This is a genomic window from Nocardia macrotermitis (genome assembly GCF_009604405.1).
In the GTDB taxonomy this organism is placed as follows: Bacteria; Actinomycetota; Actinomycetes; order Mycobacteriales; family Mycobacteriaceae; genus Nocardia; species Nocardia macrotermitis.
Genome location: NZ_WEGK01000010.1, coordinates 180,352 through 195,996, shown reverse-complemented (window position 1 = coordinate 195,996; position 15,645 = coordinate 180,352). Strand labels below are relative to the sequence as shown.

Below are 15,645 nucleotides of genomic sequence, written 5' to 3'. Positions count from 1 at the left end.
ACTTCTCCCATGACCACTTCCGAGCCGCGGCAGATGACTCTGGTCGGCTTCATGCAGGCCGGCAACGTGACCGTGTATTCGGGTTCCTGGCGGTATCCGTCCGCGGATCTGTCCTTCCTGGAACTCGAGTACTATCTGCGGGTCGCGCGCACCCTGGAACAGGGCAAGTTCGACCTGGTGTTCTTCGACGACCGCCTGGCCATGCCCGGGGTCTACGGCGATTCGGTCGCCGAGGCCGTGCGGTACGGCGCGCGCCCGATCAAACTCGACCTGACCGCGATTCTCGGCGGAATCATCGGCGCCACAAGCAGAATCGGCGTCGGGGCCACCTATTCGACCACCTACTACACGCCGTTCCACGTGGCCCGCACCTTCGCCACGCTCGATCATCTCTCCGGTGGCCGGGCGGCGTGGAACGTGGTCACCTCGGTCAACGATTCCGAGGCGCAGAACTTCGGGATGAACCAGCATCTCGGACACGACGAGCGGTACGACCGGGCCGAGGAGTTCCTCGAGGCGGTCAGTGCGCTGTGGGACTCCTGGGAGGACGACGCGCTGACCATGGACCAGGACACCGGCCTGTTCGCCGATCCGGACAAGGTGCACGAGGTCAATCATCACGGCAAATGGTTCGATGTGCGCGGGCCGCTGACCGTGCCGCGCACCCCGCAGGGCCGCCCGACGCTGTTGCAGGCCGGACAGTCCGGGCGCGGGCGCGAATTCGCCGCGCAGTGGGCGGATCTGCTGTTCACCGCCGCACCGGGAATCGATGTGGCACAACAGCATTACCGTGATCAACGGGCGCAGATCGCCGCGGCCGGACGCGATCCGGCGGAGGTGAAGATCCTGCCGATGGCGTATGTGGTGGTGGGGGAGACCGAGGCCATCGCCGCGGAGAAGGAAGAGCTGTTCCTGCACCGGTACGTGCACCCGATGGCGTCGCTGACACTGCTGTCGGAGGTACTGAACTACGACTTCTCCGGGCACGATCTGGACGACGTCATCACTCCGGACATCATCGATTCCAGTTCCGGGATAAGGGGTTTGGCGCTGGGCGTGCGCCGGCACCTGGGGCGTGAGGACATCACCCTGCGGGACCTCGCGGCCCATCGCGCGACCCTGTTGCAGGGGCCGCGCTTCGTCGGCACCGCCGAACAGGTCGCGGATCAGATGCAGGAATGGTTCCTGGGCGAGGCGTGCGACGGATTCGTCATCGCCGCAACGCATCTGCCCGGCGCGTTCGAGGACTTCGTGCGTTCGGTGGTGCCGGTGTTGCAGCGGCGCGGACTGTTCCGCACCGAGTACGAGGGAACGACCCTGCGTGATCATCTCGGGTTGCCCCGGGCACAGGTGCCGTTGGTCGCCCCGGCCACACCGCCGCTGACCGGTGCGTCCAACGCGGTGATGCCACGCGACCCTAGCTGCCGCTGATTACGTTGCGCGACAGCGCTTCCCACCGTGGACAGATCGACGAACCGGCGGATTCGGGACCCGTGGACGACGCCGTCTGCGCCGGTGGCCACGTCGGCGGAAGCCTGTAACGAGGGCAGGCTCGCCAGTACCGTCTCCGCTCGGTCGGCCACATCCCGCGCCGAGCTCGCCGCCGTTGCGCCGAATGCCGTTGCCGCATCGAGAATTTCGGCACGGGTGTCGTACACCACCAACTGGTGTCCGGCGTCGGCGAGGCGGCGGGCCATCGGGAAACCCATGTGGCCCAGGCCGATGAAACCGATGGTCATACGTTCACACATCCCGGTCGTGTGGGCGATCGGTGGACCTCACAGCGCGACGACCACGGTTTTGGTCGCGGTGACGGCGTCGAGGGCCTCATAACCCTTCTCCCTGCCGTACCCGGATTTACCGAAGCCGCCGAAGGGCAGTTCGACGCCGCCGCCCGCACCGTAGGTGTTGACGTAGACCTGCCCGGCGACGATGTCGGCCGCGAGGCGGTGCGCCCGGGACAGGTCGCGGGTCCACACCGCGGCCAGCAGGCCGTAGTCGGTGCCGTTGGCCAGGGCCACGGCCTCGTCCTCGTCGGTGAAGGTGTTGACAGTCAGGACCGGGCCGAAGATCTCCTCCTGCGCGATGGTCGCGGCCGGATCGACGCCGTCGATCACCGTGGGGGTGAAGTACGCGCCGCCGGAGAGCCGCTCGTCGTCGGGAATGCCACCGCCGCACAGGATTTCACCGCGTTCGATGCCCTGCACCAGGGCGCGCACCCGGTCCTGCTGTTTGACCGAGACGAGCGGTCCCAGATCGTGGTCCTGCACTCCCGGGCCGATGCCGACCTGCCCGAAACGTTCGACGATCGCCGAGACGAGTTCGTCGTGCACCGACTCGTGCACCAGCAATCGTGAACCGGCGGAACAGGTTTGACCGGCATTCTGTAGGATCGCCTTGACCACGAAGGTGGTCGCCTTGGCCAGATCCGCGTCGGGGAACACGATCTGGGGCGATTTGCCGCCGAGTTCCAGCACCGCCGGGATCACGCGATCGGCCGCGGCGTGCGCGATCAGCGAACCGATCCGGGTGGAGCCGACGAAGCCGATCGAGTCGATACCCGGATGCGCGGCCAGCGCCGCCCCGGCCTCCACCCCGATCCCCGGCACGACATTGAACACGCCGGGCGGCAACCCCGCCTCCACGGCCAGACGGGCGAATTCCACTGCGGTGCGGGGCGTTTCGTCGGCCGGTTTGACCACGACGGTATTGCCCGCGGCGATGGCGGGTGCGACCGCGCGGGAGGCGAGTTGCATGGGGTAGTTCCAGGCGACGATATGTCCGGTCACCCCGAGCGGCTCGCGCCGGGTGTAGGCGTGCAGATCGTCGGTGAGCGGGATGGTGTGCCCGTAGTAACTGTCGATCGCGTGCGCGTAGAAGCGGAAGTACCGGACCGACACCTCGGCGTCGATTCTGGCCTGGCTCAACGGTTTTCCGGTGTCCTGGCATTCGAGCAGGGCGAGATGTTCGCGATTCGCGTCGAGGGCGTCGGCGATGCTGCTCAGGATCGCCGAACGTTGCGCGGGCGCGGTGCGACGCCAGTCGCGCAGTGCGGCGCGGGCGGCCCGGACGGCCTGGTCGATCTCGTCGTGGCCCGCGCGGGCCACATCGCCGAGGGATCGGCCCGTGGCCGGGTCGATGTTCGGATAGGACTCGGCCGATGCGATCGACCGGCCGCCGACGTAGGACTGGGTGGTTGCCACGGATCCAGAAATACCCTCGGGCGTACCTCATGTCAAACAATAAGGGTACTTAATATTCGTGATTCGAACTATCCGTGGCAATATAAGTCGAGATACGACCCATGTTTCACGTGTCGTGGCGTAAATGAGTATTAGAGATATACCCTGACGGTGAGTCTCGGCGCTCGCGCCGGGTCCGAACCGATCACAACCAGGAGTACCTCGTGGCGGAGTATTTCGTCGTCTCCGGCGACACGCACATCATCGAGCCGGTGGACCTGTTCAAGACCAGATTGCCCAGGGGCATGCGCGAGCGCGCGCTGTGGGAGGAGGAGTTCACCCTCGACGAGCCGATCGTGGCGGGCGGGCACACCGAGTTCAAGAAGCTGCACACCATCGGCTTCGACGGCTGGACCATCTCCAAGTACCGGCAGACCGGCGGCCGCACTCCCGACGGCGATCCGGACAACATCATCCGCGATATGGATCTCGACGGTGTCGACGCCTCGGTGATGTTCCCGAATCTGTCGCTGTTCGTGCTGTTCACCGACGATCATGAGTTGTCCATGGCGCACGCGCGGGTGTGGAACGACTATGTGGTGGAACGCTATCTGCCGTACCGGGATCGCATGTGTCCCACCGCGGCGATCCCGCTCACCGACGTGCCGGACGCGGTCGCGGAGATCGAGCGGATCGCGCGGATGGGAATCCGGGCGATCCTGCTGCCGGAGACGCCGCCGATGCCGTACTGGTCGCGCGACTACGACCCGATCTGGGCCGCGGCCCAGGCGCACGGTCTCGCGGTGTTCTTCCACGTCGCGACCGGTGGGGTGTACGTCAAGGAGCAGGTTTCCGAGACCGCGACCACCGTGCGCGGGCTGATGACCGCGATGAACATGGGCAAGGGCCAGCTCACCGACGATATGGTCGCGGGCCGCACCATGGGCGGCGGCAACACGGCCTCGGCGAGTCCGCAGCTGATCATCGCCTCCCTGATCGGTGGCGGGGTGTGCGAGCGCTTCCCGGATCTCCAGTTCAATCTCACCGAATTCGGTGCGGGATGGCTGGTTTCGTTCGTCGGCATGACGGACAAGTCCTGGCGCACCGGTATCGGTCAGGACGCGGATTGGTGGCTCGGCTTCTGGGACGACTCGCGCCCGGCGAACGATCAGCCCGCCATGGGTCGCCTGTTCGCCGTCAACGGCCGCTGGCCCTACCCGTTGAAGCCCAGCGAGTATCTGCAACGCCAGATCCACGTCCAGTTCGCCGACGACCCGGTCGCGGTGCAGGCCCGCCACATCACCGGACTGTCGACGATCATGTGGGGCAACGACTATCCGCACGCCGAAGGCACCTTCCGCGGCAGCCGCGACTGCATCGAGTTCAACTTCCGCGGCGTCCCCGACGAGGAACGCGCCGTCATCCTGGGCAGCACCCTCGCCGATGTCGTCGGCTTCGACAAGAGCGTGAAGAAGGCCCCGGTGCACGCCTGAGTTACAGCCTGTTCGCGCGGCCCCGGAGGAGAGATTCCCCGGGGCCGCGGTCATGTCCCGCTGAGCGGAAATGCGGCGCGGACGGTTTCGCGGCATGAGCCGAGGGGCCGAGTTTCCGGTGAGTGGAAGGTCGGCGGGGATGCCGATCGGGGGCAGGCTGTGATGTGGCTTACGTTCCGTTGCCCACCATCGCGGGGCGTATTCCGCTCGAAAGGACATCGGCAATGGACAACGTTGTCACACAAGGCGATTCACCCGGTAGCGACGGAGGCTGGACGCCGCGGCTGGTCGTCTCGCTGGTCTCGATGATGCTGCTGCTGGAGATATTGGCGGTCAGTTACGCCATGGTCTCGATGGCCATTCCCTCGATCTCGGCGCATTTCCGCACGGCGCAGGGCGCGTGGTTGATCACCGCGTTCCTGCTGGTCGGGGCGATCACCGGGCCGGTGCTGGGCAAGCTCGCCGACGTCTACGGTAAGCGCAAGGTGCTGCTGGGGAGTGTGGCCGTTTCCGCTGTCGGATCGCTGATCTCGGCGCTCGCGCCCAGTTTCGGGGTGCTGATCTTCGGGCGGTGTCTGACCGGATTCCTGGCCTCGGCGGTGTTCCTGAGTTATTCGCTGATCAGGGATATCTTCCCGGGGAAGACCGTCGCATTGGCGGTCAGTTTGTGTACCACCGGAATGGGTCTGATCGCCATTGCCGCGCCGTTCCTGGGTGGCTGGCTGATCGATTCGTTCGGTTTCCGGAGTCTGTTCTGGTTCTTCGCGGTCGCGCTGGTGGTGTTCGGGGTGCTGATTCTGCTCAGTACGCCGGAATCCGTTGTGCGCCTGCGGTCCCGGATCGACTGGGCGGGTGCGATTCTGCTGGGTGCGGGTATTGCCGCGGTACTGGTCGCGATCAGTTTCGGGCCGAGCTGGGGTTGGGCGAACGGGTCGACGCTGGCGTATCTCATCGGTGGCGTGGTGCTGCTGGGGTGCTGGCTGGTGTCCGCGATGAAGGTCGCCGAACCGCTGATCGATCTGCATGTGCTGCGTCGTCGTCCGGTATTCCTGACCGCGATCGCCTCCTCGTTCTGCTATGGCGGCAGCGCCCTGCTGACGGTCCTGCTGCCGATGGTGATCATGACGCCCGCCGCACTGCACCTGGGTTACGGATTCGGTGTGGACGCAAAGGGATTCGCGCTCTACCAGACGCCCAACAGCATCACGGTGATCCTCGCCGGCATGCTCACCGGCATGCTGATCGGCCGCCGCAACATCCGCCCGCGCGTGCTGATGGCGGTCGGATTGTTCATCCTCGCAGTGGGTTTCGCGCTCATCGCGGTGCAGCACGACAGCAAGGTGCTGCTGATGGTGTTCATGGGCGTCGCGGGAATCGGTATCGGCCTGGGTTATTCGTCGATCCCGAACATCCTCATCGAAGCGGTGCCCCCGCAACTACAGGCCACCACCTCGAGTGTCGTGAACGCCATCCAGAGCATCATCTCCTCGGTGGTGACCCTGCTGGTCTTCACCGTCCTGAACAATTCCTACCGCGCCCCGATCCCTGCGGAGGTAACCCACGGCGCCACCCTCTACACCGACGCCGGATACCGCGTGGCCTTCCTGATCGGCACGGTCGGCGCGGTGATCGGCGCCCTCGCCGCCCTCGGCCTGCCCCGCCGCATCGAGCGCGTCGGCGTGCCCACCGATACGTCGGGCGATGAGGACGCCCCCGTCCTCGCGCACTGAGCATCCCCCTGCTCGCACCCCGCCGGGTTCTGCCCCGAACCCGCTGATCGGCCCCACCCCGGCTCGCCGCATAATCGCTGGTCCGCAACCCGACAACCTCGTCGATTGCCACCGGCAGCGGGCCGGGGTGCCGCCGTATGTCAGGCGCTGACCAGGGAAAATTCGCCCGCCCGGAGGCCAGCGGTGAAGGCGTCCCACTCCGCGGCCGTGTAGACGAGCGCCGTGCCGTGCGCATCCCGCACGATTGCTCCGCCGTCGGTCGTTCGCCCGATGGACGGGACCGAGTTCGCCGGGTTCGGTTCTGTCTCAACGACATTCGAGAGGAATTGCGACCACATGTTGATGTGGACGCTGATCACCGGCTGACGTGCCGGATCGTTGGCCGGGTCGCGGAGGTACTTGCTGTCGCGGATGAGCACCGCGCCGCCGTCGAATCGCACTTCGACGCAGCTCGTAGCGTCCTTGGAGAAGCTGGACTTGAACCAATCCGATCGGTTCGTGCGTACCGAGGCGTCCTGGGAAGTGCTCATCGAATCAGCGTATCCGACGTAATTGCGCCTCGATCAGAGTCCGCGAGTCCTCTCGGCTGAGTGCGACGTGTTCGGCGAGTTCATGGCTGACCTCGAGCGACTGAACGGAGTTCGCGTCTTCGAGCAGACCGGAGGGGCCGGGGGATTCGTACCATCCCATCGTGGGAAGCAACGTGCTGTGGAAGCTCAGGAGGTAGAAAGTCGCGCCGGAATGAATGCCGCCCGTGGCATCGAACGGTATGAAGCGGATGTCGATCGTCGGGTGATGATCGATGAGGTCTGCCAAGTGCTCGAGTTGCCCGCGCAGGACGTCCGTTCCGCCGATCTTCTGCCGCAGGGCTGCTTCGCTGACAACGGCTTTGAGGTGCAGCGGCTCGTCGTCGGTGAGGCGTTCCTGGCGGCGCATGCGGACATCGACGCGTTGTTTGACCTGGGCCTGCGGGATGAAAGTGGTGTCCGACGAGATCAGCGCGTGGGCGTACTCGTTGGTTTGCAGGAGGTTGCGCAAGCCTATCTTGTGTGTGGTGCCAGTCACAACCGAGGCGCTCGGAAGCGTTCTGCGACAACACGAAACAAGTCTGGGGGTTATTGATGATCGGGCAGGTTGCGTCGGTAAGTGGTGGGCCGATGAGGCCCCGTCTCCCGTCCCGGGACATGCTGCTGGAAGCGTGCGCGGGCACAACGATCCTGCCGCATCCGGTGTTGTTGGCCGCGTGCGAACTCGGCAGACTCCATAGGTCGCGGTGTGTTGTTGCGCCGGAGGCGATTTCGGCTATCGATCGGATGCGAACGGAGTTGGTTCGTGAGATCGACTGCTGGGTATCCGCAAACAAGCCCCAACCATTCGGCGCAGCCTACCTACACTCCGAGACCGTAGGCATGGTCATAGACCGCATCGCCGAATTCTCCACCGCAGCCCACGCAGCCCTGAAACACGGTGTGCCCGAACCGAATCGCCACTATCTCTGGCAACGCCTCTCCGAAATCTCCCTCGCCTACTCCGACCTGGCCTTCGAAATACACACGGGCGTAAGAAAAGTCCCGGACTTCACGGCAGGAACCCCTGGCGGTCCGATCGAGGCTGATCGGTGAGTGTCGACGCCTCGATGGTCTCGCGCATGACGTGCAGCCCGCGGGTGATCCGCAACTGCGCCTCCGCTGCGGCCGCGTGCGGCAGTACGTCGGTGATCCATACCAGTCGCGCGCCCGCCTCGTCGGGGAAGACCTGGAACGAGGCGTGGTGGTGATCGATCGGCAGGGTGAAACCCTCCACCGCCGAGTAGGCGAGGCGGCGCGTCTCGTCGTCGACGGACACGATGTATTCCCGGATCACCGCGCCGGAAGGCATGGTCAGATAGCGGATGTCCCCCTCTATCCGCGTGTCCACGACATAGCCGGGCAACAGTCGCTCGTGCACGCTCCCCACATCCCGCACCGCCGCCCACACCTGCGCGGGAGTTGCGGCGATGACCGTGGATTCGGTGATGGTGGCGATGATCGTCTCCTCTGCGCTCATCGTGACCGTACCAACATTTCGGTGGGTTGGAGTGGGTCCGATGAACGGCGAAGCGGTCCCGGAACCTGTGTTGGTTCGGGGCCGCTTCGGTGAATCATGTTCAGGCCGTGGTTGTTTCGGTGGTTATGCCGAGTCCCCGGCGTAGTGCGCCGAGGTAGTCGGCGTACATGCGTTTGGTTACCGCGGCTTCGGCGACGATCGATGAGCCGTGGAATGTTCCGGGGTAGTGGTGTGATTCGACGGTTACTCCGCATTCGAGGAGGTGGTGGGCGTAGTGCAGGTCTTCGTCGCGTAGGGGATCGAATTCGCAGGCGGAGAGGAATGTCGGGGGGAGGCCCGAGAGGTCCTCGACTCGTGCTGGTGCGGCGTAGGTGATGTCCAGTTCGGGGGTGGGGGCGGACAGGTAGTACTTCCAGCTGAGTTCGGCGTTGGGGCGGTTCCAGAGTGGGGTATCGCTGAATGTTCGCATTGATACCGAGTTCATGCGGTCGTCGAGTTCTGGGAACTGCAAGACCTGTATGCGCAGGGGTGGACCCTGTCGATCTCGGGCAAGCAGCGCCACACCCGCGGCCAGGCCGCCGCCCGCGCTCGCCCCGCAGACGCCGATGCGGGCCGCATCCACCGACAACGTATCAGCCTGTGCGGCAAGCCATTCCAGAGCCGTATAGCAGTCCAGCAGCCCCGCCGGGAATGGGTGCTCGGGTGCCAGCCGATAGTCGACCGACACCACTACCGCGCCCAGTTCGTCGGCGAGCCGGACGCAGCCGGTGTGCTCGGAATCCAGACTGCCCATGACGAATCCGCCGCCGTGCATGAACAGCAGCGCGGGGCGGAGCCCGTTCCGGTCGGTCGGCGCGTACACCCGCACCGGAACCTCCCGCGCGCCCTCCGGCCCGGGGACTGCGACATCGGTGATCGTCACGGTCTCCGGAGTCGGCGGCTTCGGCATGCTCGCGATGATCGCGCGGATACTTTCCCGCGCGGCCACCACATCGGTGATGTCGACGACCGGCAGCGACGGAATCCAGGGTGCGAGTTCGGGATCGAAAGCGTAACTCGCGGTGGGATTCTCGGTCATCATTCGGCTCCGGTGATATCGAGGACGGCTCGATAGGAGAATACGAGGCTGGAGCCGATCGGGGTGCCGGCCCCGGGATATACCCGGCCGGACATCGCGGCCATGGTGTTGCCCGACGCGTAGAGGCCGGGGATCGCCGCGCCGTCTTCGCGCAGGACGCGGGCGTTCTCGTCGGTCTGCAAGCCGCCCTTGGTGCCGATGTCCGACAGCACGATGGTCGCCACGTAGTAGGGCGGCGTATCCAGCGGCGGCAGCAGGGGATTGGGGGCGTCGGTGTTCGGGCCGGTGACGTAGTTCATCGGCTGCCCGGCGGGGAAACCCACGACGTGGACGTGGATTCCGTCCCAGGCGCCCTCACCGCGGTGGAATTTCTCGTCCACACCCTCGGCCGCGGCCTCGTTGTACTCCGCGACGGTCCTGCGCAGATTCTCGATCGGCACCGCGATGAGCTCGGCGAGCTCCTCCAACGTGTCCGCCTTGCGCAACGCACCGGATTCGAACCACTCGGGCCGCGGCGGCAACGCCGGATCGCCGCCGAAACTGTCCCGGTCCAGCTGACGCTGATCGAACACCCAGTGCGCGGGAATGTGCGGGACGCCGGTGGACTTGTGCAGCCGCAACATCTCGTGACCGGCCTGATCGTAGGGCATCGCCTCGTTCATGAACCGCTCACCCGCGCCGTTCACCCAGAACCCGCCGCGCACACCGGTGTGGAAGATGGGCTGTCCGTTCGGCTGGACCAGGCCGGGGATGAACCACGCCTCGTCCAGCAGATCGGTGGCCGCGCCGATCGCGACGGCAGCCTGCAACACATCGCCGGTATTGCCGGGCGCGCCGTTGGACCAGTCGCCGTTGTACGGTGCGACACCGTGCTTTTCGCGCAGTTCGCGATTGCGTTCGAAACCACCGGCGGCCAGGATCACCCCGCGCGCGGCCCGGATGCGCAGCTGCTCACCGCCGCGCACCGCCTCCACGCCGACCACGCGCCCGTCCTCGACGATCAGCCCCTGTACTGCGGTCTCCAGCAGATAGGAACCGTTACCGGTGTCCAGGAATGCGCGCAGGGCGCGGGCGATCAGGGCGCGCCCACCGACCAGGACCGGATTGCGTTCCTGCCCATGACGTTCGACGGGAATGTTGTCGCGAACCAGCGCGGCGAGCTCACCGAGTTCGGCGGCGGGGATCTCCACCGGGAAGATGGTGCGCCCCTCGGCCGTCGCGCCGGGACGTCCCTTGAAATAGTCGGGCACCGGGCCGTATTCGAACGGCCCGAACGACGGATTCTGCTCGAGCTCGTCGATCAACCGCGCCGCGGTGGCCAGGTAGGCGTCCTGCCGCGCCTCGCGCGAGGGGTCCGCGACGATATCGCGCAGATACGTTCGCGCGGGTTCCACGTCATCGGAAACCCCGGCCCGCCGCAACGGCGCACTACCCGGAAACCACAGTCCCGCACCGGAATACGCGACGGTGCCGCCGAATCGGTCGGTCTTCTCCACGACCAGCGTGCGCAGACCCCGGGACGCGGCGGCGTACGCGCCGACCAGTCCTCCTCCGGATCCGACGACGATGACGTCGTAGGTTTCCTCGACAGCGGACATGACCATCTCCTTCGATTTTCACGGCTCGCGATTTTCACGGCTCGGATGCGGCCCAGCGGGCCCGGACGTGGTTCGGCCGGATGGGACGCATACGGCGAACCGCGTCGGCAGTCCGGAATTCGAGAAAGTCTCCCGGGGGCGTGCGCCCGGACGCGGACGCGTTTCCGCTGAGCGGGAGAACGCGCGGTTGCGGCGTTGCCGGGCAGCGGGGTTCGCGTCGGCGGCGGTGCGGTTCCGGTGTGTGGAAAGTCCCGGGTGCGGTGCGCGGCGGGTGCCCAGACTGGCGTGCCAGCACGCATTCACCGATTCGCACGCATTCACCGATTCGAAGGAGAACTCGCATGGCCGGTTCCCGCGACTACGATCCGGGCCCACAGATCGCCCACGCCGCAGGTATCAACCTCGGCACCCCGGATCTCGAGCGCTCGCTGAAGTTCTACCGCGACCTGCTGGGCATGGAGGTCACCGCGCAGTCCGACGGTGTCGCCTACCTGCGCGGCTACCAGGAACTCACGCATCATTCGCTGGTTCTGACCCAGCAGGCGCAGGCCCAGGTGAACACCTACAGCTTCCGGGTTCGCCGGCCCGAGGACGTCGAGCTGTTCCACAAGCAGCTCACCGAATCCGACGTCGAGGTCCTCGAGCTGCCCGCGGGCCACGAGACCGGGCGCGGCACCGCCATCCGCTTCCTGATTCCCGGCGGTGAGCACCCGGTCGAGCTGTACTACGACATCGACAAGCCGCTCGCGCCCGAGGAACTGCGTTCGAAGCTGCCGACCAACAGCTCACGCCGTCGCGGCTGGGGCGTGCGCCGCCTGGACCACCTCAACGTGCAGACCGGCCCGAGCACCGTGAACCAGGCCGAGGGCTGGCTGCGCGAGGCGCTGGGCTTCAAGCGCCGCGAGTACATCATGGTGCCGCAGGCCCCGCAGACGGTGATGGCCTCCTGGCTGTCGGTGACGCACCAGTCGCACGACATCGCGATCGGCATCAGCCCCGACGAGACCAACGGCCGCTTCCATCACGTCGCGTTCAACATCGAGAACTACAGCGACGTGCTGCGCATCGCCGACGAACTCAAGGACATCGACATCGAATTCGGCGCCGGCCCAGGCAAACACGGCATCGGACAGGCGATGTACCTGTACATCCACGATCCGGGCTCCGGCCACCGGGTCGAGCTGTATTCCGGTGGATACCAGATCATGGATCCGGACTTCCCCGAGATCGAGTGGACGCCGCTGGAGGCGGAGTACGGCCAGACCTGGTACGGCAACGTGCTGGACGTCGGCCCGGGGGCGAAGTTCCTCGAGACCACGCCGTCGGCGGGACTGCGCGCATGACCGCGACCGCGGAGCTGACCTACGAATCCACCAGGGCCACAGTCGAAATCGACGGTCTCACGCTCAACTACCACGAGGCCGGGACCGGCGAGCCGCTGATCATGCTGCACGGTTCCGGACCCGGCGTGAGCGCCTGGACGAACTTCCGGCACAACCTGCCGGTCTTCGCGGATCGTTTCCGGACCATCATGCCGGACATGCCGGGCTTCGGCGCGTCCGAACTGCCCGAGTTGGGTGAGGTGTACACGCTGGCGGCGGCGCGCTGGATCGCGCGGCTGATGGATCACCTCGGCATCGAAACCGTCTCGCTCATAGGCAATTCCATGGGCGGCGCGGTCGCGGCCGAGCTGGCCGCGCTGTATCCCGAACGGGTACGGCGGATCGCGATCATGGGGTCGGGCGGACTGTCGGTCGGCATCTTCGGCGCAGAGCCGAGCGAGGGCTTCAAGCGACTCTTCGAATTCCTCGAAACACCAAGTCGCGCAGGCATGATCGCGTGGATCGAGACCATGGTCAGCAACCGCGAGCTGATCACCGAGGAACTCGTCGACGAGCGCATGGCCAACGCCACCGCCGAGGGCGTGATCCCGCGGATGAAGCAGATCTTCGGCTCGATGTTCGATCCGGCCCGGCGCGCGAACTACACCCCGCTGTGGACCCGCGCGCAGAGCTTCACCACCCCGACGCTGATGCTGTGGGGCCGTGACGACCGGATGCTGCCCTACGACGGGGCGCATGTCGCGAACCGGTTGCTGCCGGAGGTCGAACTGCACACCTTCGCTCGCTGCGGGCACTGGATCCAGGTCGAGCGCAAGGCCGAATTCGAGCGGGTGGCAATCGAATTCCTCACCCGGGACAGTGCGGCTTGAGTTCCGCTCGTCGCGTCCGGGACAACCGATCGGCATTGCGGAGGTGGACGGCGTGGCACACGAAGTAGTCGAACGCATCGAGAAGCTGGGGCCGGAGTTCGCCGCCCTGGCCCAGGAGAACGAGACGCTGGGCAGGCTCTCGGACAAGACCGCGGAGCTGATGCGCGCGGCCGGGGTGATCCGGTTGCTGCAACCCGAGGAGTACGGCGGATATGCCGCGCACCCAAGGGATTTCGCCGAGGCCGTGATGGCGCTGGCCCGGTACGACGGGGCCGCGGGCTGGGTCGCGGGCGTGGTCGGCGTGCACCCGTGGGAACTGGCGCAGATGGATCCCCGTGTGGCACAGGATGTCTGGGGCGAGAACCCGGACATTTGGATCGCCTCGCCGTACATGCCCAGCGGCATCGCCGATCCGGTGGCGGGCGGTTACACCCTCACCGGCCGGTGGCCGTTCTCCTCGGGTTCGGACCATTGCGACTGGAACTTCCTGGGCGCGTTGCGCGGTGACGGCAAGGGCAAACCCGCGCAGCCGCCCGCGGTGCTGCACGTGCTGGTGCCGCGCTCGGACGCGCCGATCATCCAGGACACCTGGGATGTCATCGGGCTGTGCGGGACCGGGAGCAAGGACGTCGTCGTCGAGAACGCCTTCCTGCCGGAGTACCGCACCGTCGATCAGACCGACGTGCAGTTCGGCACCGCCGCAACGCGTTTCGGTCGCACCGAGACGCTGTATCAGCTGCCCTTCACCTCGATGTTCCCGCTCGGCATCACCTCCGCGGTGATCGGCATCTGCGAGGGCGGGCTGGCGCTGCACCTGGCGCAGCAGCGCGATCGCGTCGCGGTGACCGGGGTGCAGGTCAAGGACGATCCGTATGTGCTGTTCGCCGCCGGTGAGGCCGCCGCGGAGATCCAGGCGTCGCGGATGCAGCTGATCGACGGCATCAGCGGGCTCTACGACAAGATGGAAGCCGGGGTCGAGCTGACCATCGAGGACCGATCCATGGTGCGGCGCAACCAGGTTCGCTGCGCGTGGCGTGCGGTCGCGGCGCTGGATCAGATCTTCGCCCGCTCCGGCGGTAACGCCCCGCGCCGGAACAACCCGTTGCAGCGGTGCTGGCGCGACGCCCACGTGGGCCTGGCGCACATGATCCACGTGCCCGGGGTGGCGTACCACGCCAACTCGCTGACCGCGATGGGGTTGGATCTGCCTCCGGCGATGCAGGTACTGATCTGATGATCGAGGGGCGGTACTTCCGGAACGTGTTGGGGCACTTCCCCACCAGCGTCGTCGCGATCACCACCACCGATGCCGACGCGCGGCCGCGGGCGATGGTCGTGGGCACCTTCACCTCCGTCTCCCTCGAACCGCCGCTGGTGTCGTTCCTGGTGGACCGCTCCTCCTCCACCCTGCCCTCGATCCTGGCCGCCGGGCGGTTCTGCGCCGGAGTGCTCGCCGGGGATCAGGAAGTGTTGGACGGTGGTTACTCGCCACCGCGACAGTTGTGCTGGACCGGATGGTCGGCTGGTAGATCGAAGGAGATCTATTCGTGAACAGGGACACCTATTTCCGATTGGAGCGAATATCCGCCTGGACGGGTTATCTGCTTCTGGTGGCGTTCGTCATCGCATTCGCCGTCGGCGGGTTGCTCACGCCCATGGACCCGAATCTGCATCCGGAGCAGGTGCGGCAGTTCATCATCGACCATCGCGGCGGAATTCTGCTGGCGACCACCATCATGGTGCTGGCCGTGCCGTTCGAATATCCGTACGTCGTGGTGACGAGTCTGCAAATGCGGCGAATCGAGGGCGGCTGGGGCATCCTGTCGATGAATCAGCTGCTCACCGGGGTTGTCGCGCCGATCGGGTTCTTTTTCCCGATGGCGATTCTCTCGGCTGCGGCGTGGCGGCCGGAAGCGCATTCGGTCGATACGCTCACGGCGCTGAACGATATCTTCTGGCTCATGTTCGTCGGCAATGCCTGTATTTTCGTGCTGCAGGTGTGGTCTATCGGTTATGCCGCGTTGATCGATAAGCGGCCGAAGCGGGTGTTCCCGCGCTGGTACGGCTGGCTCAGTATCGTGCTGGGAATTCTGCTGATTCCGGGTGCGTTCGTCTTCCTCACCAAATCCGGCCCGTTCGCCTGGAATGGTCTGCTGGCCAATACGATTCCGACGTTCGCGTATTTCGTGTGGAAGATCGCGACGCCGACGCTGCTGCTGCGGGCGGTCAAGTCCGAACAGGCGGAGGTCGCGGACGGAACCGCGACCGTGCAGCCGATCGCCCTGGCGGGCTGAGGATCCCAGCCC

Annotated in this window: 16 protein-coding genes; 9 read left to right on the top strand and 7 right to left on the bottom strand. The window is 66.1% G+C overall.

From position 1 onward, the window contains the following. Nucleotides 1-9 precede the first annotated feature (9 nt). Nucleotides 10-1,431, top strand: coding sequence for an LLM class flavin-dependent oxidoreductase (locus tag NRB20_RS23185; RefSeq protein ID WP_227833776.1), 1,422 nt, complete (start codon nt 10-12; stop codon nt 1,429-1,431). Here the strand turns inward: NRB20_RS23185 and NRB20_RS23180 are convergent. Together NRB20_RS23180 and NRB20_RS23175 are read right to left on the bottom strand one after the other, a co-directional pair. Then, nucleotides 1,326-1,739 (bottom strand): NAD(P)-binding domain-containing protein, encoded by a 414-nt coding sequence (locus NRB20_RS23180; RefSeq protein WP_153412458.1) that lies wholly within the window; start codon nt 1,737-1,739, stop codon nt 1,326-1,328. The two genes, NRB20_RS23185 and NRB20_RS23180, sit on opposite strands and share 106 nt — an antisense overlap. Before the next feature lie 39 nt (nt 1,740-1,778). Next, a complete protein-coding gene (locus NRB20_RS23175) occupies nt 1,779-3,203 on the bottom strand; it encodes an aldehyde dehydrogenase family protein (RefSeq protein WP_319945296.1) in 1,425 nt (474 codons plus the stop codon). Nucleotides 3,204-3,406: 203 nt separating this feature from the next. Between NRB20_RS23175 and NRB20_RS23170 the strand changes: the two genes are divergently transcribed. Together NRB20_RS23170 and NRB20_RS23165 are read left to right on the top strand one after the other, a co-directional pair. Beyond that, nucleotides 3,407-4,675 (top strand): amidohydrolase family protein, encoded by a 1,269-nt coding sequence (locus tag NRB20_RS23170; RefSeq protein WP_319945295.1) that lies wholly within the window; start codon nt 3,407-3,409, stop codon nt 4,673-4,675. Between the two features lie 224 nt (nt 4,676-4,899). Beyond that, nucleotides 4,900-6,405 (top strand): MFS transporter, encoded by a 1,506-nt coding sequence (locus NRB20_RS23165; protein WP_153412456.1) that lies wholly within the window; start codon nt 4,900-4,902, stop codon nt 6,403-6,405. Nucleotides 6,406-6,545: 140 nt separating this feature from the next. On the opposite strand, the gene NRB20_RS23160 is transcribed toward NRB20_RS23165, so the two are convergent. After that, nucleotides 6,546-6,935 (bottom strand): DUF397 domain-containing protein, encoded by a 390-nt coding sequence (locus NRB20_RS23160; protein WP_153412454.1) that lies wholly within the window; start codon nt 6,933-6,935, stop codon nt 6,546-6,548. 4 nt (nt 6,936-6,939) lie between these two features. Continuing rightward, a complete protein-coding gene (locus tag NRB20_RS23155) occupies nt 6,940-7,443 on the bottom strand; it encodes a DUF5753 domain-containing protein (protein WP_153412453.1) in 504 nt (167 codons plus the stop codon). 83 nt (nt 7,444-7,526) lie between these two features. Here NRB20_RS23155 and NRB20_RS39655 point away from each other — a divergent pair, with 83 nt between their 5' ends. Then, complete coding sequence (locus tag NRB20_RS39655) at nt 7,527-8,027, top strand: DUF4254 domain-containing protein (protein ID WP_153412451.1); 501 nt, start codon at nt 7,527-7,529, stop codon at nt 8,025-8,027. Here the strand turns inward: NRB20_RS39655 and NRB20_RS23145 are convergent. The 3 genes from NRB20_RS23145 to NRB20_RS23135 all read right to left on the bottom strand — a co-directional run bounded on the left by NRB20_RS23145 (nt 7,984) and on the right by NRB20_RS23135 (nt 11,127). Beyond that, complete coding sequence (locus NRB20_RS23145; protein ID WP_153412449.1) at nt 7,984-8,451, bottom strand: SRPBCC family protein; 468 nt, start codon at nt 8,449-8,451, stop codon at nt 7,984-7,986. The genes NRB20_RS39655 and NRB20_RS23145 overlap by 44 nt on opposite strands. A 100-nt stretch (nt 8,452-8,551) precedes the next feature. Beyond that, the gene (locus NRB20_RS23140; RefSeq protein WP_153412447.1) at nt 8,552-9,529 is read right to left on the bottom strand and encodes an alpha/beta hydrolase; all 978 of its coding nucleotides are present in this window, start codon (nt 9,527-9,529) and stop codon (nt 8,552-8,554) included. Then, the gene (locus NRB20_RS23135; RefSeq protein ID WP_153412445.1) at nt 9,529-11,127 is read right to left on the bottom strand and encodes an FAD-dependent oxidoreductase; all 1,599 of its coding nucleotides are present in this window, start codon (nt 11,125-11,127) and stop codon (nt 9,529-9,531) included. The genes NRB20_RS23140 and NRB20_RS23135 overlap by 1 nt, the downstream gene beginning before the upstream one ends. 341 nt (nt 11,128-11,468) lie before the next feature. Here NRB20_RS23135 and NRB20_RS23130 point away from each other — a divergent pair, with 341 nt between their 5' ends. The 5 genes from NRB20_RS23130 to NRB20_RS23110 are packed head-to-tail and all read left to right on the top strand — an operon-like array spanning nt 11,469 to nt 15,633. Next, entirely contained in the window at nt 11,469-12,470 is a 1,002-nt protein-coding gene (locus tag NRB20_RS23130; protein ID WP_153412443.1) for a VOC family protein, read from the top strand. Next, nucleotides 12,467-13,339 carry an alpha/beta fold hydrolase gene (locus tag NRB20_RS23125; protein WP_153412441.1) on the top strand — a complete coding sequence of 291 codons (873 nt, stop codon included), beginning with the start codon at nt 12,467-12,469 and terminating at the stop codon, nt 13,337-13,339. The genes NRB20_RS23130 and NRB20_RS23125 overlap by 4 nt, the downstream gene beginning before the upstream one ends. Nucleotides 13,340-13,391: 52 nt before the next feature. Continuing rightward, nucleotides 13,392-14,573, top strand: coding sequence for an acyl-CoA dehydrogenase family protein (locus tag NRB20_RS23120; protein WP_319945294.1), 1,182 nt, complete (start codon nt 13,392-13,394; stop codon nt 14,571-14,573). Further along, the gene (locus NRB20_RS23115) at nt 14,573-14,890 is read left to right on the top strand and encodes a flavin reductase family protein (protein WP_153412439.1); all 318 of its coding nucleotides are present in this window, start codon (nt 14,573-14,575) and stop codon (nt 14,888-14,890) included. Before NRB20_RS23120 ends, NRB20_RS23115 begins: the two co-directional genes overlap by 1 nt. Continuing rightward, nucleotides 14,887-15,633, top strand: a complete 747-nt coding sequence (locus tag NRB20_RS23110; RefSeq protein ID WP_319945293.1) for a hypothetical protein — start codon at nt 14,887-14,889, stop codon at nt 15,631-15,633. The genes NRB20_RS23115 and NRB20_RS23110 overlap by 4 nt, the downstream gene beginning before the upstream one ends. Nucleotides 15,634-15,645 lie beyond the last annotated feature (12 nt).

Bases quoted from the DNA above. Each gene is read 5' to 3' on its own strand.
- NRB20_RS23185 (WP_227833776.1), top strand. From the start codon at position 10: ATGACCACTTCCGAGCCGCGGCAGATGACTCTGGTCGGCTTCATGCAG.
- NRB20_RS23180 (WP_153412458.1), bottom strand. From the start codon at position 1,739: ATGACCATCGGTTTCATCGGCCTGGGCCACATGGGTTTCCCGATGGCC.
- NRB20_RS23165 (WP_153412456.1), top strand. From the start codon at position 4,900: ATGGACAACGTTGTCACACAAGGCGATTCACCCGGTAGCGACGGAGGC.
- NRB20_RS23160 (WP_153412454.1), bottom strand. From the start codon at position 6,935: ATGAGCACTTCCCAGGACGCCTCGGTACGCACGAACCGATCGGATTGG.
- NRB20_RS39655 (WP_153412451.1), top strand. From the start codon at position 7,527: ATGATCGGGCAGGTTGCGTCGGTAAGTGGTGGGCCGATGAGGCCCCGT.
- NRB20_RS23145 (WP_153412449.1), bottom strand. From the start codon at position 8,451: ATGAGCGCAGAGGAGACGATCATCGCCACCATCACCGAATCCACGGTC.
- NRB20_RS23140 (WP_153412447.1), bottom strand. From the start codon at position 9,529: ATGACCGAGAATCCCACCGCGAGTTACGCTTTCGATCCCGAACTCGCA.
- NRB20_RS23135 (WP_153412445.1), bottom strand. From the start codon at position 11,127: ATGTCCGCTGTCGAGGAAACCTACGACGTCATCGTCGTCGGATCCGGA.
- NRB20_RS23130 (WP_153412443.1), top strand. From the start codon at position 11,469: ATGGCCGGTTCCCGCGACTACGATCCGGGCCCACAGATCGCCCACGCC.
- NRB20_RS23125 (WP_153412441.1), top strand. From the start codon at position 12,467: ATGACCGCGACCGCGGAGCTGACCTACGAATCCACCAGGGCCACAGTC.
- NRB20_RS23115 (WP_153412439.1), top strand. From the start codon at position 14,573: ATGATCGAGGGGCGGTACTTCCGGAACGTGTTGGGGCACTTCCCCACC.